The sequence below is a fragment of the Streptomyces sp. MspMP-M5 genome, from assembly GCF_000373585.1.
GTDB lineage: Bacteria > Actinomycetota > Actinomycetes > Streptomycetales > Streptomycetaceae > Streptomyces.
Window position 1 is genome coordinate 35,062 of record NZ_KB891915.1, and the last position, 18,658, is coordinate 53,719.

12 protein-coding genes are annotated in these 18,658 nt (G+C 73.2%); 10 read left to right on the top strand and 2 right to left on the bottom strand.

Annotated features, from left to right (window positions below):
• Position 1: 1 nt before the first annotated feature.
• Positions 2-1,453 carry an NAD(P)/FAD-dependent oxidoreductase gene (locus B073_RS0128490; RefSeq protein WP_234025185.1) on the top strand — a complete coding sequence of 484 codons (1,452 nt, stop codon included), beginning with the start codon at positions 2-4 and terminating at the stop codon, positions 1,451-1,453.
• 256 nt (positions 1,454-1,709) lie between these two features.
• Here B073_RS0128490 and B073_RS0128495 read toward each other — a convergent pair whose 3' ends face one another.
• Together B073_RS0128495 and gabT are read right to left on the bottom strand one after the other, a co-directional pair.
• A complete protein-coding gene (locus B073_RS0128495; protein WP_018541494.1) occupies positions 1,710-2,423 on the bottom strand; it encodes a phosphatase PAP2 family protein in 714 nt (237 codons plus the stop codon).
• Positions 2,424-2,935: 512 nt separating this feature from the next.
• A complete protein-coding gene (gene gabT / locus B073_RS0128500) occupies positions 2,936-4,285 on the bottom strand; it encodes a 4-aminobutyrate--2-oxoglutarate transaminase (RefSeq protein WP_018541495.1) in 1,350 nt (449 codons plus the stop codon).
• A 254-nt stretch (positions 4,286-4,539) separates the two neighbouring features.
• On the opposite strand from gabT, the gene B073_RS0128505 reads away from it, so the two are divergent.
• The 9 genes from B073_RS0128505 (at position 4,540) to B073_RS0128550 (ending at position 18,503) form a co-directional block, all read left to right on the top strand.
• Positions 4,540-6,684: an ATP-binding protein gene (locus tag B073_RS0128505; RefSeq protein WP_018541496.1), complete on the top strand. Its 2,145-nt coding sequence runs from the start codon at positions 4,540-4,542 to the stop codon at positions 6,682-6,684.
• A gap of 243 nt (positions 6,685-6,927) precedes the next feature.
• Positions 6,928-8,628, top strand: a complete 1,701-nt coding sequence (locus B073_RS0128515; protein ID WP_026247817.1) for a PucR family transcriptional regulator — start codon at positions 6,928-6,930, stop codon at positions 8,626-8,628.
• A gap of 200 nt (positions 8,629-8,828) precedes the next feature.
• On the top strand, positions 8,829-10,286 hold the full coding sequence (locus B073_RS0128520) for an aldehyde dehydrogenase family protein (protein WP_018541498.1): 1,458 nt from the start codon (positions 8,829-8,831) through the stop codon (positions 10,284-10,286).
• A gap of 552 nt (positions 10,287-10,838) precedes the next feature.
• Positions 10,839-12,758 (top strand): acyl-CoA dehydrogenase family protein, encoded by a 1,920-nt coding sequence (locus B073_RS0128525; protein ID WP_018541499.1) that lies wholly within the window; start codon positions 10,839-10,841, stop codon positions 12,756-12,758.
• A gap of 99 nt (positions 12,759-12,857) precedes the next feature.
• Positions 12,858-14,174 carry a 1-deoxy-D-xylulose-5-phosphate reductoisomerase gene (dxr, locus tag B073_RS0128530; RefSeq protein ID WP_018541500.1) on the top strand — a complete coding sequence of 439 codons (1,317 nt, stop codon included), beginning with the start codon at positions 12,858-12,860 and terminating at the stop codon, positions 14,172-14,174.
• A complete protein-coding gene (locus B073_RS0128535; protein ID WP_018541501.1) occupies positions 14,171-15,472 on the top strand; it encodes a M50 family metallopeptidase in 1,302 nt (433 codons plus the stop codon). Before dxr ends, B073_RS0128535 begins: the two co-directional genes overlap by 4 nt.
• Before the next feature lie 196 nt (positions 15,473-15,668).
• Positions 15,669-16,826 carry a flavodoxin-dependent (E)-4-hydroxy-3-methylbut-2-enyl-diphosphate synthase gene (gene ispG, locus B073_RS0128540; protein WP_026247818.1) on the top strand — a complete coding sequence of 386 codons (1,158 nt, stop codon included), beginning with the start codon at positions 15,669-15,671 and terminating at the stop codon, positions 16,824-16,826.
• Between the two features lie 273 nt (positions 16,827-17,099).
• Entirely contained in the window at positions 17,100-17,945 is an 846-nt protein-coding gene (locus B073_RS0128545) for a GNAT family N-acetyltransferase (protein ID WP_018541503.1), read from the top strand.
• A gap of 24 nt (positions 17,946-17,969) precedes the next feature.
• Entirely contained in the window at positions 17,970-18,503 is a 534-nt protein-coding gene (locus B073_RS0128550; protein ID WP_026247819.1) for a GNAT family N-acetyltransferase, read from the top strand.
• Positions 18,504-18,658: the final 155 nt, after the last annotated feature.

Genomic DNA, 18,658 nt, shown 5'->3' on the forward strand with positions numbered 1-18,658 from the left:
CATGGCACGAGCTGCCATGCCGAACACCTCGGGGACCCCGGGGGCCGCCCCGGCCCCGTCCCCCGTCCACGCCCTGGCCGACGCCGCCCTCACACCGTTCTGGCTGGAGGATCCGGCCCGGCCGGACGCCGAGCCGGCCCTCGTCGGCGACGAGCACTGCGACCTGCTGGTCGTCGGCGGCGGGTACTCAGGACTGTGGACCGCGCTGCTCGCCAAGGAGCGCGACCCGCAGCGCGACGTCGTCCTCATCGAGGGCCAGGAGGTCGGCTGGGCCGCCTCCGGCCGCAACGGCGGCTTCTGCGCCGCCTCCCTCACCCACGGCCTGGGCAACGGACTGGCTCGCTGGCCCGGCGAACTGACCAAGCTGGAGGAGCTGGGCGCCCGCAACCTCGACGCCATCGAGGACACGGTCGCCCGCCACGGCATCGACTGCGACTTCGAGCGCACCGGCGAGATCGACGTCGCCACCGCCCCGCACCAGGTCGCCGAACTCCGTGAGATGGCCGAGGAGGCCGGTCAACTGGGCCTGGGCGGCTACGAGTTCCTCGACCGCGAGGCGGTCCGCGCCGAGGTCGACTCGCCCACCTTCCTGGCCGGCCTGTGGAACCGCACCGGCGTCGCCATGGTGCACCCGGCCAGGCTCGCCTGGGGCCTGAAGCGGGCCTGCCGCTCCCTGGGCGTCCGGATCTACGAGCACACCCCCGGCACCCAGCTGTCCTCGCGCGGCGCGGGGATCGCCGTCCGCACCCCCTACGGCCGGGTCTTCGCCCGGCACGCGGCGCTGGCCACCAACGCCTTTCCGTCGCTGGTCAAGCGGCTCCGCCCGTTCGTCGCGCCGGTCTACGACTACGCGCTGATGACCGAGCCGCTCACCGACGGGCAACTCGCCGCCCTCGGCTGGAAGAACCGGCCGGGCCTGAGCGACAGCGCCAACCACTTCCACTACTTCCGCATCACCGCCGACCACCGCATCCTGTGGGGCGGTTACGACATCATCTACCACTACGGCGGCGGCGTCCGGGCCGAGTACGACCACCACCCCGACACCTACCGCAAGCTTGCCGAGCACTTCTTCACCTGCTTCCCGCAGCTGGAGGGCATCCGCTTCACCCACACCTGGGGCGGCGCGATCGACACCTGCTCCCGCTTCTCCGCCTTCTTCGGCACCGCCCACGGCGGCCGGACCGCGTACGCGCTCGGCTACACCGGGCTCGGTGTCGGCGCCACCCGCTTCGGCGCGGAGGTGATGCTGGACCTGCTGGCAGGGGAGCGCACCGAGCGCACCGAGCTGGAGATGGTGCGGACCAAGCCGCTGCCGTTCCCGCCCGAGCCGGTGCGCTCGCTGGGCATCGGCCTCACCCAGTGGTCCATGACCCGCGCCGACGAGAACGGCGGCCGGCGCAACCTGTGGCTGAAGGCCATGGACAAGGTCGGCCTGGGCTTCGACAGCTGACCGGGCCCGCCTTCCGGCGCCCGAACGGGGCGGACGGCCTGCGTGGCCGTTCGCCCCGTTCGGGCGCTCGCCCCGGTCGGGCAAGGCACGGCCGGGGCGGCGGCGCTCGCGGTGGCGTGCGGCCGGCGAGCACTCTCGGGCGGGTGCGGCGCCGCCACGCAGCGCTCCCGGGGCGATCGCCGATCCGGCGGTTGGCTCCTAACGACTCGTGTGCGGTCGGGAGTTGATGGCGCGTCAGGGATAGTCGGTGTGCCCGTCAGTGCCCGTCGTCCTGCCGCCCGTCACGCTGTCTGCCCCACCGGTCGCACACCACGCACCACAGCGGCAACAGCACACCCGCCAGACACCAGCCGCCGAGCACGTCCAGCGGCCAGTGGTATCCCTGCCGCACCAGTCCCAGCCCGACGCCCGCGTTGAGCAGCCCGGTCACCGCCGCGACCACCCACGTGACGCGGACCCCGGCGCGGCGCTGCCGCTTCGCGTACGCCCGGAGCAGCAGCAGTGCCACCAGCCCGTACGCCACGGCCGCCGTCGCCCCGTGCCCCGACGGATAGAACCCCTCGTGCACGCCGGCCATCCGGGGCGGCCCCGGCCGGTCCAGCCATACCTTGAACGGGACGACGAGGGCCGGCACGGCGGCCAGCGCCCCCACCGCTGCCACCGGCGCCGGCCACACCCGCCCCGGTCCGGCGCCTCCGCGGCGGGTCCGCCACACCGCCCACCCGGCCGCCGCCAACAGCACCGGCACGGCCACCGTCGCATTGCCCAGATCGGCGAAGAACTGGGCGAGCGGCCCGGGAACCGCACCGGCCGCCACCCCGCGGCCCAGCCGCTCGTCGAGCCCGCGCACCGCCCCGTGGGCCGCCACCTGCCAGGTGACCAGCCCGAAGAGCAGCGCACTGCACAGCGCGAGAAGGGCATACCGTCGAACCGACCGCCCCCCGAAGGAACGCCGGAAACCCCGCCCCATCACCCACACCCCATCAGCCACACCCGTTCAGCCACTCCCGGCCAGAGCCACCCCCTCACACCCCCTCCGCACACCACCACGTCAAGTCATCGACCGCCCCATGAAGCACGCCATCAAGCGCCCGTGAAACTCCCCGCAACGCAAAAACCCGTGAAACTCCCCGCAAGGCAAAAAGATGCGGCCGCTCCGGAACAGGGGGGGTGGCTCCGGAGCGGCCGCGAGGACCGGTGTGCCGCGCGCCCCGGGGGGTCTGGGGCGGGCGGACAGCCGATCGGTGAGGATTCCCGGAGCCCCGTGCCAGGGGTCCCGGTGGTGTGCGCGAGGGCACAGCCAGGTCGAAGCCGGGAAGCACCGACCGGGCGTCGCCCGCAGTCCCCTGCGGGCGGGGTGTTTCTCTCATCTGCAGAAACCGTACGGCACCGGAAGCGCGCCCGGTAAGCCGCATCACGCGCCCGCCATTGCCCCCGCACATCTTCTTCACGCCCTCCGGGCGCCCGGAAGGCAGGTCCCGCTCAGAGCGTGCCGAACGCCGACTCCAGGATGTCCAGACCCTCGTTCAGCAGGTCCTCGCCGATGACCAGCGGCGGCAGGAAGCGCAGCACGTTGCCGAACGTACCGGTCGTCAGCACCAGCAGGCCCTCCTGGTGGCACGCCTTGGCGAGCGCCGCGGTGACCTCCGGGTCCGGGTCCTTGGAACCGGGCTTGACCAGCTCGATCGCGATCATCGCGCCGCGGCCGCGGACCTCGCCGATGATGTCGTACTTCTCCTGCATCGCGGTCAGGCGGCCCTTCATGACCTCCTCGATGCGCCTGGCCCTGGCGTTCAGGTCCAGCTCGCGCATGGTCTCGATCGAGCCGAGCGCGGCGGCGCAGGCCACCGGGTTGCCGCCGTAGGTGCCGCCCAGGCCGCCCGCGTGCGCGGCGTCCATGATCTCGGCGCGGCCGGTGACGGCGGCCAGCGGCAGACCGCCGGCGATGCCCTTGGCGGTGGTGATGAGGTCCGGCACGACGCCCTCGTCCTCGCACGCGAACCACTGGCCGGTACGGCAGAAGCCGGACTGGATCTCGTCCGCGACGAAGACGATGCCGTTCTCCTTCGCGAAGTTCGCGATCGCCGGGAGGAAGCCCTTGGCCGGCTCGATGAAGCCGCCCTCGCCGAGCACCGGCTCGATGATGATCGCCGCGACGTTCTCCGCGCCGATCTGCTTGGTGATCTGCGTGATCACCTGGTCGGTGGCCTCCTGTGCGCAGTTCTCCGGGCCGGTCAGCCAGCGGAAGGGGTAGGCCAGCGGCACGCGGTAGACCTCGGGCGCGAACGGGCCGAAGCCGTGCTTGTACGGCATGTTCTTCGCGGTCAGCGCCATCGTGAGGTTCGTCCGGCCGTGGTAGCCGTGGTCGAACACGACGACCGCCTGGCGCTTGGTGTACGCACGGGCGATCTTGACGGCGTTCTCGACGGCCTCCGCACCGGAGTTGAACAGCGCCGACTTCTTCGCGTGGTCGCCCGGCGTCAGCTCGGCCAGCTGCTCGCAGACCTCGACGTACGGCTCGTACGGCGTCACCATCGCACAGGTGTGGGTGAAGTCCGCGAGCTGCGCGGCGGCCCGGCGGACCACGGCCTCCGCGCTGTTGCCGACCGAGGTCACCGCGATACCGGAGCCGAAGTCGATCAGGGAGTTGCCGTCCACGTCCTCCAGCACACCGCCGCCCGCGCGCTTGACGAAGACGGGCAGCACCGCGCCGACACCGGCGGCCACGGTCTCCTGCTTGCGGGCCCACAGCTCCTGGGACTTGGGGCCGGGGATCGCGGTGACGACGCGACGCTCCTGGGGGAGGGCGGGCCCTCCGGACAGTTCGGTCATGGCAGTCTCCTGGGGTGGAACACGGACGTACAGAGGTCTTGTTCTCGCAGGTTAGGGGCGGTGGGGCAGGTGTGGCATGTTCCGTTCGGGAGAAGTGCGCGTGTTGCGTTGTCCGCACCGGACATAGCGGCGGGGCGCGGCCAGTAAATTGAGCGGCGGCACGCCCGGCGACGGCGCGCCAGCGCGGGCATGACAACGACAGGCCGGCGAACCGACGCGGCAGGCCACGTCTCAAGGGGGACAAGGGGCACCGGATGGACACCGAGGGCACGCAGGACGCACAGCACACCGCCGCACCTCCGCCGTCCGGGGAGCGGTGCCCCGGCCCCGCGGTGCCTCGGCCGGCGGCGCCGCCGACCCCACCGCGGCCCAGCGCACCGCCGGCGATGGCGGCAGGCCAGCCGCCCCTGCTGAACTGGCTGCGCACACCGCGGCCCGCGGCGGCGCCCGGCATCTGGACATACGGGCACCGCCCGCGTGCCACGGAAGAACCCGAACGCATCCCGCTGCGGCAGCTGATCAGCGGGGCCGTGATCTCGCTCCTGTGCGGCTGGCTGCTGTGGTCGTTGCTGTCGAACGGATACCTCGGCAACTACTGGCTCTGGCCGCTCCTGCTGCTCACTCCGGATTCCTGGCGGATGCCCGGTGGCGACAAGATGGCGTTCGTCTGGGCCACCTACATCTATTACGGATTGCTGCTGGCCCTCATCACCGTCATCTTCGGCCGTCTCGGACGCTGGCCGGAGCTCGGCCGTCGGGTCCTGGGGCCTGTCCTCCGCCACCTCCGCACCCGTGACCCCGCCGCCAAGCCCCAAGCGGCCACCGACCCCGCGCAGTGGCCCGAACTCCGTGCCCACGGTGCCCCGGACGCCGCCGACAGGCTCGCCGCCGAGGCCCGCTCGGGTGCCATGAACGACGTGGACGTGGCGCGCATTTCGCGGGCCTGGCGTTCGGTGCGCTCGGGGCGGAACTCCCTGGCCTCCTTCACCGACACCGTGCTGCGGCACGGCGCCGCGGCCTGCGCCCACCCCTCCGGGCAGCGCGACCTGGCCCGCCGCACCGCCCCGCACGACCTGCTCGCGCACCAGGTGCGGATCGGCACCGCCGCCGAGCATCCGCGCAACCCGTACCAGCACCGGGGCAGCGGCTGCGCCCTGGAGCCCCGGGTGCTGGGCACCTCGCTGCTGGCGGTCGGGCCCGCCGGGAGCGGCAAGACCACCCGACTCGTCCGCCCGGTGGTGGAGGCGATGTGCCTGCAGGCGCTGGCCGGGCAGTGCGCGGTGGTCGCCGTCGGCCCGGCCGGTTCCGCGCTCGGTCCCGACGACGCGTTCGACGTGGTGGTGCGGATCGGCCGTCCCGATCCGGACTGCGATCTGGACCTCTACGGCGGCACCACCGACCCCGACGAGGCGGCCGGGATTCTGGCCGAGGGGCTTGTCGGGGACCTTGCGGAACAGCTTCCCGGTGGTGACAGCCGGCGTGCCGCGACCGCGTTGGCCCAGTTGCTCGGGCCGTTCCGTGCCGCCCATGGCCGCTTCCCGACCGTGCCCGAGTTGCGCGAGTTGCTGGACGGCGCGCCGCAGGCGGTGGCCGCACTGCGCACCGCCCTGGAAGCGGTCGGCGACCACACCCTGCTGCGCGAACTCGACGCCCGTGCACGCCAGTCCGAGCGTCCCGGCGATGTGGCCCTTCTGCTCGCGGACCGGATCGCGCTCCTCGACCGCCCGGCCTTCGCCGCCTTCTTCGACCCCACGGGAACCACCCGGCAGGTGTCGCTGCGCGCCCTGGACCACCCCCTCCGGGTCCGTATCGAGCTGCCCGAACGCGGCCACGCCGAGGCGTCCCGGATCCTGGCCCGGCTGGTCCTGGCGCAGTTCACCGAGTGCGCGGTGGCCCGCGCGGACCGTTCGCTGTTCGCCTGCCTGGTCCTCGACGAGGCGGCGCACACCATCACGGCCGAGGCGCTGCGCGGTCTGCAGCGTCTCCGCTCGGCCAACGCCGGGGCGGTGCTGACGCTGCGTTCGCTGGACGACGTCCCCGAGGCGCTGCGCAGCGCGCTGCTCGGCTCGGTCGGCTGCCGGATGGCGTTCGCGGGCGTCACACCCTGGGACGGGGCGCCGTTCGCCGAGGTGTGGGGCAAGGAGTGGGTGGAGACGCGTGATGTGACGGACCGTCAAATCATCGCGCACGGTGCCGGGATGAAGGCGTTCCACCTCGTCCGCCAACTGGTCACCGGCAAGGCCGCCACCTCCAAGGCCATCACCGTCCGCACCGTCGAACGCGAACGCTGGTCCGCCTCGGACCTCGCGAACGCGCTGCCGGCCGGCCATGCGGTGCTGTCGGTGACCACGGTCGAGGGGGAGCACGCCCCGCCCGTTCTCGTCGATCTCCGTTCCTGACCGCCCGGCCCGTATACGTGCGCGCCCGCCCCCGGCCCCCGGTCCCTGGGCGACCGGCGCCGGGGAGTGTCCTCGAAACCCTCCGTTGAGGCAGAATCGACAGCAGCCGTTCATACAGGGCGGCGTACACGTCAGCCGTTCATGCGGGCGGCGCGGACGATCGGCGGGAGCCGGCAGGAGGCCGGCAGGGGTACTCGGCAGCCGGTCGCGGTCGTGCCGTCCGCCGGAGCCATCGAAGGTCTCATGCCGCACACCCTCGCCTCCCTGGTCAACCACACCGCGCTCAAGCTGACCGTGCTCGCGGGCGAGGACCGGCTGGACGCCCCGGTGCGCTGGGCACACGCCAGCGAGCTGATCGACCCGGTGCCGTACATGGAGGGCGGCGAGCTGCTGCTGATCACCGCGCTCAAGCTGGACGCGGAGGATCCGGATACCGCCGACCGCTATGTGCGGCGGGTCGCCGAGGCCGGCGTGGTCGGGCTCGGGTTCGCGGTCGGGGTGAACTACGAAGGCGTACCGGAGGCACTGGTCGAGGCCGCGCGCCGGCACCACCTGCCGCTGCTGGGGGTGCCCCGCCGCACGCCGTTCATCGCGATCAGCAAGGCGGTGTCGGCGGCCGTGGCGGCCGACCAGTACCGCGCGGTCACCGCCGGCTTCGAGGCGCAGCGGGAGCTGACCCGGGCGGCGCTCGGCACCGAGGGCCCGGCCGAGCTGCTGGCCCGGCTCGCGGCGCACCTGGGCGGCTGGGCGGCGCTCTACGACGCGTCCGGAGCGGTGGTGGCGGCCGCCCCCGACTGGGCGGCGCGGCGCGCGTCCCGGCTCGCCGAGGACGTGGCGCGGCTGCGCGAACGGCCCGCGCCCGCCAGCTCCGTGGTGAGCGACACCGACGGCGACGACCGGGTGGAGCTCCAGTCGCTGGGCACCGGCCGCCGGGCCCGCGGGGTGCTCGCCGTCGGGACCGACGCGCCGCTGGGCACCGCCGCGCGCTATGCGGTGCACTCGGCGGTCGCGCTGCTGACCCTGACCACCGAGCGGTCCCGGGCGCTCCAGGACGCCGAGCAGCGGCTGGGCGCCGCGGTCCTGAAGATGCTGCTGGCCGGCGAGCCGGACCACGCCCGGGCGGTGGCCGGACGGCTCTACGGAGGGCTGCTGGACGCCCCGTTCCGGATCGTGGTGGCCGAGCCGGTGCCCGCCGACGAGCAGCCGGCCTCCGCCAAGCTCCCGGCCAAGCTCCCGGCCTCGTTCGACCAGGGGGGACCGTCGTCGTCCTCGGGCGCCGGCACCCCGTCCGCGCTGGACGCGCTGGCCGACGCCGTGGAGTCCGCCGCCGCCCGCGCCGGCGAGGCGGTGCTCGCCGTACCGGGCGGCGGCCGGCTGATCGTGCTGGTCACGGACGGCGGCGCGGCCGCGGACGCCTGTACCGCGTTCGCCGCCTCGACCGACGCCCGCCGGGGCGAGCACCCGCGCCCGCGCGGCCGGAACTCCCGCAACGGCACCGGCCGGGAGGGCGAGGTCCTGGCCGTCGGCCTCTCCGCGCCCACCGGCCCGATGGCCGCCGCCAACGCCTACCGCCAGGCCGAGCAGGCGCTCTCGGTGGCCCGCCGGCGCGGCCGCACCCTGGTGGAACACGAGGACGTGGCGGCCGGCTCGGTCCTGCCGCTGCTCGCCGACGACGCGGTCCGGGCCTTCGCCGACGGACTGCTGCGGGCGCTGCGCGAACACGACAAGACCGGCCGCGGCGACCTGGTGGCGTCGCTGCGCGCCTGGCTCGCCCGGCACGGCCAGTGGGACGCGGCCGCCGCCGACCTGGGCGTCCACCGTCACACCCTGCGCTACCGCATGCGCCGCGTCGAGGAGATCCTGGGCCGCTCGCTGGACGACCCGGACGTCCGGATGGAGCTGTGGCTGGCATTGAAGGCGACGTCGGGGCCGGTGGGGGAGTAGCGGGAGCGGGGAGACGCGACCCGCCCGCGCCCCACCCCGCCCCGGACTCCACCACGGAGGGACGGCCCCGCGGATTACGCCGCTTCGGACAAGCGCCACGAGGCCGCCGCACCCCTACGGTGGGCTGCAGAGTCCTGTGCCAAGCCGCTCCCAGAGCTGCGCGCGCACCACCCACCATCACTGAAGGGCCGGGATCCACTGTGCCGAACACTGCTGCAGCCCCCACCGCCTTCTGGCTCGCCGGCCGTGAGGCCACCGGCGAGGCCACCTTCGATGTCACCTCCCCGTGGGACGGACGTCTCGTCGGCACGGTGAGCGTTCCCACCGAGGCCCAGGTCGAGGAGGCCGTGGCCGCCTCCGTCGCCGTCCAGGACGAGCTGGCCGCGACCCCCGCCCATGTCCGGGCCGCCGCCCTGGACCACGTGGTGCGCGGGCTGGTGGAGCGCACCGAGGAGCTCGCCCAGCTGATCTCCGCGGAGAACGGCAAGCCCATCAAGTGGGCGCGCGGCGAGGTCGGCCGCGCCATCTCGGTGTTCCGCTTCGCGGCCGAGGAGGCCCGCCGCTTCAACGGCGGCGAGGCGCAGCGCCTGGACACCGACGCCGGCGGCGCCGGCCGGCTCGCGCTCACCCGCCGCTTCCCGCGCGGCACGGTCCTGGGCATCGCCCCGTTCAACTTCCCGCTGAACCTCTGCGCCCACAAGATCGCCCCGGCCATCGCCGCCGGCGTCCCGATCATCCTCAAGCCCGCCCCGGCCACCCCGCTCTCCGGCCTGGTCATCGGCGAGCTGCTGGCCGGCACCGACCTGCCCGCCGGCTCCTGGTCGATCCTCCCGGTCCCCAACGACCGGATGCCGGCGCTGGTCCAGGACGAGCGGCTGCCGGTCATCTCCTTCACCGGCTCCGACACCGTCGGCTACGCCATCCTCGACTCGGTGCCGCGCAAGCACTGCACCCTGGAGCTGGGCGGCAACGGCGCGGCCGTGGTGCTGTCCGACTGGTCCTCCGAGGAGGACCTGGACTGGGCCGCGCAGCGCATCGCCACCTTCGCCAACTACCAGGGCGGCCAGTCCTGCATCTCGGTGCAGCGGGTCGTCGCCGACACCTCGGTCTACGACCGGCTGGTGGCCAAGGTCGTCGAGCGCGTCGAGGCCCAGGTCACCGGCGACCCGACCGACCCGGCCACCGAGGTCGGCCCGCTGGTCAGCGAGGACGCCGCCAAGCGGGTGGAGTCCTGGGTGGACGACGCCGTCGAGCGCGGCGCCCGCCTCCTCACCGGCGGCAAGCGCGACGGCGCCTCCTACGCGCCGACCGTGCTGGAGAACGTCCCGGCCGGCGCGACCCTCGCCACCGAGGAGGTCTTCGGCCCGGTGCTCACCCTCCAGAAGGCCGACGGCGTGGACGCGGCGTTCGCAGCCGTCAACGACTCCAAGTTCGGCCTCCAGGCCGGCGTGTTCACGCACGACGCCCGGACCGCCTTCCGCGCGCACCGCGCGCTGGAGGTCGGCGGCGTGGTGATCGGCGACGTGCCGTCCTACCGCGCCGACCAGATGCCCTACGGCGGCGTCAAGCAGTCCGGCGTCGGCCGCGAGGGCGTCCGCTACGCCATGGACGACTACACCTACGAGCGGGTCCTGGTCCTCACCGGACTGGACCTGTAGCCCCCGGGAGATCCCGGCACCGTGCGGGCCGGCGGCCCCGGCCCGCACCACGTCCCGAACCGGCCTGGCCCGGTGGACAGCGACGGCCATCCCTCGGGCCGTACCGCCCGCCAGGTCCCGGCCGGCGCACCCCCCGGCGCCGGCCACCTCGCGCGGCGCGCTCCGGCACCCTGTTTCCGGAGCGCGCCGCGCCCCCCGTTCTCCGGCACCGCCCCCGCCGGCCCGGACTTCAGACGCTACGGCCCCGTTCCGCCCCGGTTACTCCTGACCGAGGCGGATGCGGGGCCGTACGCGGGGGGGAGGAGGAACCACCCGCGCGTACAACCAGCGCGGTATGCCGCACCCCCCGGAAGGCCGGGCCGCGCCGGCCCGCGCACACCCCGCGGGCACCGCCTCCGGGACCGCCCGGCCCACCGGTGGCAAGGACCCGCCCCCGGCCTCCCCTCCGCTGGTGCAACCCGCCCGGATCGGGTACTTGTCACAAGTAGCACTGCCCGGCGGGCCGACCGGTCCGCCGGCAGCACCCCCGATTCGCGGCGAGGTGAGTTCCTGATGACCGCTCCGTCCATCCGCAACGTTTCCGAACGCGAAGCCCGCCAGGTCGCCGAGGCGGCCCGTGAGCAGGACTGGCACAAGCCCAGCTTCGCCAAGGAGCTGTTCCTGGGGCGCTTCCGGCTCGACCTCATCCATCCGCACCCGACCCCCGCGGTGGACGACGTCCGGCGAGGGGAGAAGTTCCTGGCCACACTGCGGGAGTTCTGCGAGACGGAGATCGACGGCGCCCGGATCGAGCGCGAGGGCCGGATCCCCGACGAGACCGTGCGCGGCCTGAAGGAACTGGGCGCCCTGGGCATGAAGATCGACCCCAAGTACGGCGGTCTCGGCCTCACGCAGGTCTACTACAACCGCGCCCTCGCCCTGGTCGGCTCCGCCAGCCCGGCGATCGGCGCGCTGCTCTCGGCGCATCAGTCGATCGGCGTACCGCAGCCGCTGAAACTCTTCGGCACCCAGGAGCAGAAGGAGACGTTCCTGCCGCGGCTGGCCCGCACGGACATCTCCGCGTTCCTGCTCACCGAGCCCGACGTGGGCTCCGACCCGGCCCGCCTGGCGACCACCGCGGTCCCGGACGGCGAGGACTACCTCCTCGACGGCGTGAAGCTGTGGACCACCAACGGCGTGGTCGCCGACCTGCTGGTGGTGATGGCCCGGGTCCCCGCCTCCGAGGGCCACAAGGGCGGCATCACCGCCTTCGTCGTCGAGGCCGACGCACCCGGCATCACCGTCGAGAACCGCAACGCCTTCATGGGCCTGCGCGGCCTGGAGAACGGCGTCACCCGCTTCCACCGGGTCCGGGTCCCGGCCGCCAACCGCATCGGCCCCGAGGGCGCCGGCCTGAAGATCGCCCTCACCACCCTCAACACCGGCCGGCTCTCGCTGCCCGCGATGTGCGCCGGCACCGGCAAGTGGTGCCTGAAGATCGCCCGCGAGTGGTCCGGCGCCCGCGAGCAGTGGGGCCGCCCGATCGCCGGGCACGAGGCGGTCGGTGCCAAGATCTCCTTCATCGCGGCGACCACCTTCGCCCTGGAGGCCGTCGTCGACCTCGCCTCCCAGATGGCCGACGAGAACCGCAACGACATCCGTATCGAGGCCGCCCTCGCCAAGCTCTACGGCTCCGAGATGGGCTGGCGGATGGCCGACGAACTCGTCCAGATCCGCGGCGGCCGCGGCTTCGAGACCGCCGACTCGCTCGCCGCCCGCGGCGAACGCGCCGTCCCCACCGAGCAGATGCTGCGCGACATGCGCATCAACCGGATCTTCGAGGGCTCCACCGAGATCATGCACCTGCTGATCGCCCGCGAGGCGGTCGACGCCCACCTCTCCGTCGCCGGCGACCTCATCGACCCCGACAAGTCCCTGGGCGACAAGGGCAGGGCGGCCGCCAAGGCCGGCGGCTTCTACGCCCGCTGGCTCCCCAGGCTCGTCGCCGGACCCGGCCAACTCCCGCGTACCTACGCGGAGTTCGGCGAGCTGGCGGGCCATCTGCGGTACGTCGAGCGGACCTCCCGCAAGCTCGCCCGGTCCACCTTCTACGCGATGTCCCGCTGGCAGGGGAAGATGGAGACCAAGCAGGGCTTCCTCGGCCGGATCGTCGACATCGGCGCCGAGCTGTTCGCGATGAGCGCGGCCTGCGTCCGCGCCGAGCACCTGCGGCTCACCGGCGACCACGGCCAGGAGGCCCACCAGCTCGCCGACGCCTTCTGCCGGCAGGCCCGGATCCGCGTCGAGGAGCTGTTCCACCGGCTGTGGACCAACACCGACGCCCTGGACCGCAAGGTCGTCTCCGGCGTCCTCGGCGGCCGCTACACCTGGCTGGAGGAGGGCGTCGTCGACCCCAGCGGCGACGGCCCCTGGATCGCCGACGCCACCCCCGGCCCCAGCACCCAGGACAACGCCCGCCGCCCCTTCCGCTGAGCCCCGCACGTCTCGTACGGGCGGCCCGCGCGTCGCCCGTACGGGGCGGGGGCGCCCTCGGTGGCCGGGGCGCCCCGCCGACCGGCCACAATGGACCACATGACGGACACCCTCGCCCACCCGCACCTGCGCTTCGAGCCGGCCGCCGGCGACCCCGCCGGCCCCCGGGAGATCGTGATCCTCGGCTCGACGGGTTCGATCGGCACCCAGGCCATCGACATCGTGCTGCGCAACCCCGGCCGGTTCCGGGTCACCGCGCTCGCCGCGTCCGGCGGCCGGGTCGAGCTGCTGGCCGAGCAGGCGCACCGGCTGCGGGTCACCGCCGTCGCGGTGGCACGCGCGGAGGCGGTGCCCGCGCTCCGCGAGGCGCTGGCCGCGCGCTACGGCGTGGGGGAGCCGCTGCCGGAGATCCTCGCCGGCCCCGACGCGGCCACCGATCTCGCCGCCTCGCCCTGCCACACCGTCCTCAACGGCATCACCGGCTCCATCGGCCTCGCGCCCACCCTCGCCGCCCTGAAGGCCGGCCGGGTGCTGGCGCTCGCCAACAAGGAGTCGCTGATCGTCGGCGGCCCCCTGGTCAAGGCCCTCGCCCGGCCCGGCCAGATCATCCCCGTCGACTCCGAGCACTCCGCGCTCTTCCAGGCCCTGGCCGGCGGCACCCGCGCCGAGGTCCGCAAGCTGGTGGTCACCGCCTCCGGCGGCCCGTTCCGCGGCCGCACCCGGCGCGAACTGGCCGGCGTCACGCCCGAGCAGGCGCTGGCCCACCCCACCTGGTCGATGGGCCCGGTCGTCACCATCAACTCCGCGACCCTGGTCAACAAGGGCCTGGAGGTCATCGAGGCGCACCTGCTCTTCGACGTCCCCTTCGACCGCATCGAGGTCGTCGTCCATCCGCAGTCCTACGTCCACTCGATGGTGGAGTTCACCGACGGCTCCACCCTCGCCCAGGCCAGCCCGCCCGACATGCGGATGCCGATCGCGCTGGGCCTGGGCTGGCCCGAGCGGGTCCCCGACGCGGCCCCCGGCGTGGACTGGACCCGGGCCCTGAGCTGGGAGTTCTTCCCGCTCGACGAGGAAGCCTTCCCGTCCGTGCCGCTGGCCTGCCGGGTCGGTGAACTGGGCGGCACCGCCCCGGCCGTCTTCAACGCCGCGAACGAGGAGTGCGTCGAGGCGTTCCTCACCGGCGGGCTGCCGTTCACAGGGATTGTGGATACGGTCGCGGCAGTGGTCGACGAAGGGCTGGCAACCGGAGTGGTGATGAAGCAGAGCCAGGACGGCGCACGCCCGGACGGCACGGCCGCCGACGGAACCTCCCTCACCGTCGCGGACGTCCTGCAGGCCGAGACCTGGGCGCGCGCCCGCGCCCGCGAACTGGCCGCCGCGGCGGCACGCACCCCCTCGGAGGCTCGCGCATGACGACCTGGATGACCATCCTCGGCATAGTCGTCTTCGTCGTCGGCCTGCTGTTCTCCATCGCCTGGCACGAACTCGGCCACCTCACCACGGCCAAGATGTTCGGCATCCGGGTGCCGCAGTACATGGTGGGCTTCGGGCCGACGATCTTCTCCCGCAAGAAGGGCGACACCGAGTACGGCATCAAGGCGGTCCCGCTGGGCGGCTACATCCGCATGATCGGCATGTTCCCGCCCGGCGACGACGGGAAGCTCCAGGCCCGCTCCACCTCCCCGTTCCGCGGCATGATCGAGGACGCCCGCTCGGCGGCCTTCGAGGAGCTCCAGCCCGGCGACGAGCACCGGCTGTTCTACACGCGCAGGCCCTGGAAGCGCGTCATCGTGATGTTCGCCGGGCCGTTCATGAACCTCGTCCTGGCCGTGGTGATCTTCATGAGCGTGCTGATGGGCTTCGGCATCAACACCCAGACCACCCAGGTCAGCTCGGTCTCCGACTGCGTCATCTCGGCCTCCGCCAAGACCGACAAGTGCCCGGCCGGCGCCAAGGACTCCCCGGCCAAGGCCGCCGGGCTGCGGGCCGGCGACAAGATCGTCACGTTCAACGGCCACCCCGTCCCCGACTGGGGCACCCTCCAGGACCAGATCCGCAGGACCACCGGCCCGGCGACCCTCGTCGTCGAGCGGCACGGCACCCGGCAGACCCTGCACGCCGACCTCATCGAGAACAAGGTCGCCAAGACCGACGGCCACGGCGGCTACGTCCCCGGCCAGTACGTCACCGCCGGCTTCCTCGGCTTCACCCCGGCCAGCGGCATCGTCCAGCAGACCTTCGGCCAGTCCGTGGACCGGATGGGCAACATGGTCTCGCAGGGCGTGGACTCGCTGGTGCAGGTCCCCGGCAAGATCCCCGACCTGTGGAACGCAGCCTTCAACGGCGCCGAGCGCAAGCAGGACTCCCCGATGGGCGTGGTCGGCGCGGCCCGGGTCGGCGGCGAGGTCTTCTCCCTGCACATCCCGCCGGAGCAGCGGGTGGCGACCATGCTCTTCCTGGTCGCCGGCTTCAACCTCTCGCTGTTCCTGTTCAACATGCTGCCGCTGCTGCCGCTCGACGGCGGCCACATCGCCGGCGCCCTGTGGGAGTCGCTGCGCCGCGCCTTCGCCAAGATCGTCCGGCGCCCCGACCCCGGCCCCTTCGACGTCGCCAAGCTGATGCCGGTCGCCTACGTCGTCGCCGGGATCTTCGTCTGCTTCACCCTGCTCGTCCTGGTCGCGGATGTGGTGAACCCGGTGAAGCTCACCTAGGTTCTGCCCCGCGGGGCAGAACCGGCCTCGTAAAACCCACGGCCGGGCACGCGGCGACCGTATGGGCGTGCCCGGCCGCCCCCTTTCGAGGGGCATAAGGGTTCGATGTGCCTCCCGCGAGCCGGGTGCCGTAGGCTCGATGACCGGAAGCCCGCCGAATCAGGGCCCTGATCCATACCTTGGGGTTGCTCGCCAGATGACTGCCATTTCACTGGGAATGCCGGACGTACCGACCAAGCTCGCCGACCGCCGGGTCAGCCGCAAGATCCAGGTCGGTACGGTCGCCGTGGGCGGAGACGCACCGGTCTCGGTGCAGTCGATGACGACCACCCGCACCTCCGACATCGGCGCCACGCTCCAGCAGATCGCCGAGCTGACGGCCTCCGGCTGCCAGATCGTCCGGGTCGCCTGCCCCACCCAGGACGACGCCGACGCGCTGCCGGTGATCGCGAAGAAGTCGCAGATCCCGGTGATCGCGGACATCCACTTCCAGCCGAAGTACGTCTTCGCCGCCATCGACGCCGGCTGCGCCGCGGTCCGCGTCAACCCCGGCAACATCAAGCAGTTCGACGACAAGGTCAAGGAGATCGCCAAGGCGGCCTCCGACGCCGGCACCCCGATCCGGATCGGCGTCAACGCCGGCTCCCTGGACCGGCGCCTGCTCCAGAAGTACGGCAAGGCCACCCCCGAGGCCCTGGTCGAGTCCGCCCTGTGGGAGGCGTCCCTCTTCGAGGAGCACGGCTTCCGCGACATCAAGATCTCGGTCAAGCACAACGACCCGGTCGTGATGGTCAACGCCTACCGCCAGCTCGCCGCCCAGTGCGACTACCCCCTCCACCTCGGCGTCACCGAGGCCGGCCCGGCGTTCCAGGGCACCATCAAGTCCGCGGTCGCCTTCGGCGCCCTGCTCAGCGAGGGCATCGGCGACACCATCCGGGTCTCGCTCTCCGCGCCGCCCGTCGAAGAGGTCAAGGTCGGCATCCAGATCCTGGAGTCGATGAACCTCCGCCCCCGCCGCCTGGAGATCGTCTCCTGCCCCTCCTGCGGCCGCGCCCAGGTGGACGTCTACAAGCTCGCCGACGAGGTCACCGCCGGCCTCGAAGGCATGGAGGTCCCGCTCCGGGTCGCCGTCATGGGCTGCGTCGTCAACGGCCCCGGCGAGGCCCGCGAGGCCGACCTCGGCGTCGCCTCCGGCAACGGCAAGGGCCAGATCTTCGTCAAGGGCGAGGTCATCAAGACCGTCCCCGAGTCCAAGATCGTCGAGACCCTCATCGAAGAGGCCATGAAGATCGCCGCACAGATGGAGGCCGACGGCGTCGCCTCCGGGACGCCGACGGTCAGCACCGCCGGCTGAGCGGGTACCTAGGGCACGGGCGAACAGATCCCGTAGGGGGTGCACGACCCCCCTGCGGGGCCCCAACGTGGCGGGGCCGGAGCGGTATTCCGGCCCCGGCCCCGCCGTCCCGCTTGCCGCCGCACGTCCCATGACCGGGCGCGTGATGCCAGGTCCCGTCCGCACGGTCCGTCCCACCGCTGCCCAGGTGGCCGTCGGCCCGGTGGAGGTACAGTGCCAGGACCTGCTCCCGCCTGGCCTCCCAGGCCCCACAACGGTGAGGCTTTCCGACTCGTGCTGACGACCACCGCCCTCAAGGTCCTCGAACCGGGAGAGCTCGACGCGGCCCTCGCGGTCCTGGACCGCGAACCGGTCGCCAACGCCTTCGTCGCCGCCCGCGTCCAGGTCGCCGGCCTCGACCCCTGGCGGCTCGGCGGCGAGATGTGGGGCTGGTACGTCGGCGGCCGGCTGGAGTCCCTCTGCTACGCCGGCGCCAACCTCGTCCCCGTCTGCGCCACCCCCGAGGCCATCCGCGGCTTCGCCGAACGCGCCCGCCGCCAGGGCCGCCGCTGCTCCTCCGTCGTCGGCCCGGCCGGCCCCACCGCCGCCCTCTGGGAGCTGCTCGAACCCCACTGGGGCCCGGCCCGCGAGATCCGCGCGCACCAGCCGCTGATGGTCACCCGCACCCCCTCCGCCGAGATCGCCCCCGACCCACGCGTCCGGCGGATCCGCAAGGACGAACTCGACATGATCATGCCCGCCTGCGTGGCCATGTTCACCGAAGAGGTCGGCATCTCCCCGCTCGCCGGCGACGGCGGCCTGCTCTACCAGGCCCGGGTCGCCGAACTCGTCGGCGCCGGCCGCTCGTTCGCCCGCATCGACGACGGCAAGGTCGTCTTCAAGGCCGAGATCGGCGCCGCCACCCCGCTCGCCTGCCAGATCCAGGGCGTCTGGGTCGACCCCGCGCACCGCGGCCGCGGCCTGTCCGAGACGGGCATGGCCGCCGTGCTCCGCTACGCACTCGCCGACGTCGCCCCCGTCGCCAGCCTCTACGTCAACGACTACAACACCGCCGCCCGCGCCGCCTACCGCCGAGTGGGCTTCGAGGAAGTCGGCGCCTTCATGAGCGTGCTGTTCTGAGCCCCGGCCTTGTACGCTCCGAGCATGGATGACGTCGCGGTGGGCCCCCTCGATCTCACTGCCCGCGTGGACGACGCGCTCGCCGTACAGGCCCTCGCCTTCGGACTCGGCGACGAGGAGATCGCCGTCCGCCGTCACATCGTCCTCCGCCACCTCGGGTGCCGCGGCGCCCGTGCGCTGGGCGCCACCACCCCCGCCGGCCGCCTCGTCGGCTTCGTCTACGGCATGCCCAACGAACGCACCCACTGGTGGTCCACCGTCGTCGAGCCCTACCTGCGCAGCCAGGGCCTGGACCACTGGCTCGACGACTCCTTCGTCATCACCGAGCTGCACGTCCACCCCGCCTACCAGAACCGCGGCATCGGCCGCGCTCTGATCACCCGCCTCACCGACGTGGCCACCGAACCCCGCAGCATCCTCTCCGCCATCGACACCGACAGCCCCGCCCGCGGCCTCTACCGCTCCCTCGGCTACCACGACATCGCCCGCCGCGTCCTCTTCCCCAGCGCCCCCACCCCCTACGCAGTCATGGGCGCCCCCCTCCCCCTGAAGCGCTGACGGCCCACGACCCGCACCGGACCACCCACACCAGCCCCCACCCACCAGCTCCCCACCCACCCACGGGAGGGGACGGGTCGGAGGGGCAGGGGGTGTGTCCGGACGTAAAGCGAAGCAGTCCGGACACACCCCCTGCCCCGCAGACCCGGCACCGC

Coding starts and splice junctions, on each gene's coding strand:
- B073_RS0128490 (WP_234025185.1), top strand. CDS start 2: ATGGCACGAGCTGCCATGCCGAACACCTCGGGGACCCCGGGGGCCGCC.
- B073_RS0128495 (WP_018541494.1), bottom strand. CDS start 2,423: ATGGGGCGGGGTTTCCGGCGTTCCTTCGGGGGGCGGTCGGTTCGACGG.
- gabT (WP_018541495.1), bottom strand. CDS start 4,285: ATGACCGAACTGTCCGGAGGGCCCGCCCTCCCCCAGGAGCGTCGCGTC.
- B073_RS0128505 (WP_018541496.1), top strand. CDS start 4,540: ATGGACACCGAGGGCACGCAGGACGCACAGCACACCGCCGCACCTCCG.
- B073_RS0128515 (WP_026247817.1), top strand. CDS start 6,928: ATGCCGCACACCCTCGCCTCCCTGGTCAACCACACCGCGCTCAAGCTG.
- B073_RS0128525 (WP_018541499.1), top strand. CDS start 10,839: ATGACCGCTCCGTCCATCCGCAACGTTTCCGAACGCGAAGCCCGCCAG.
- dxr (WP_018541500.1), top strand. CDS start 12,858: ATGACGGACACCCTCGCCCACCCGCACCTGCGCTTCGAGCCGGCCGCC.
- B073_RS0128535 (WP_018541501.1), top strand. CDS start 14,171: ATGACGACCTGGATGACCATCCTCGGCATAGTCGTCTTCGTCGTCGGC.
- ispG (WP_026247818.1), top strand. CDS start 15,669: ATGACTGCCATTTCACTGGGAATGCCGGACGTACCGACCAAGCTCGCC.
- B073_RS0128550 (WP_026247819.1), top strand. CDS start 17,970: ATGGATGACGTCGCGGTGGGCCCCCTCGATCTCACTGCCCGCGTGGAC.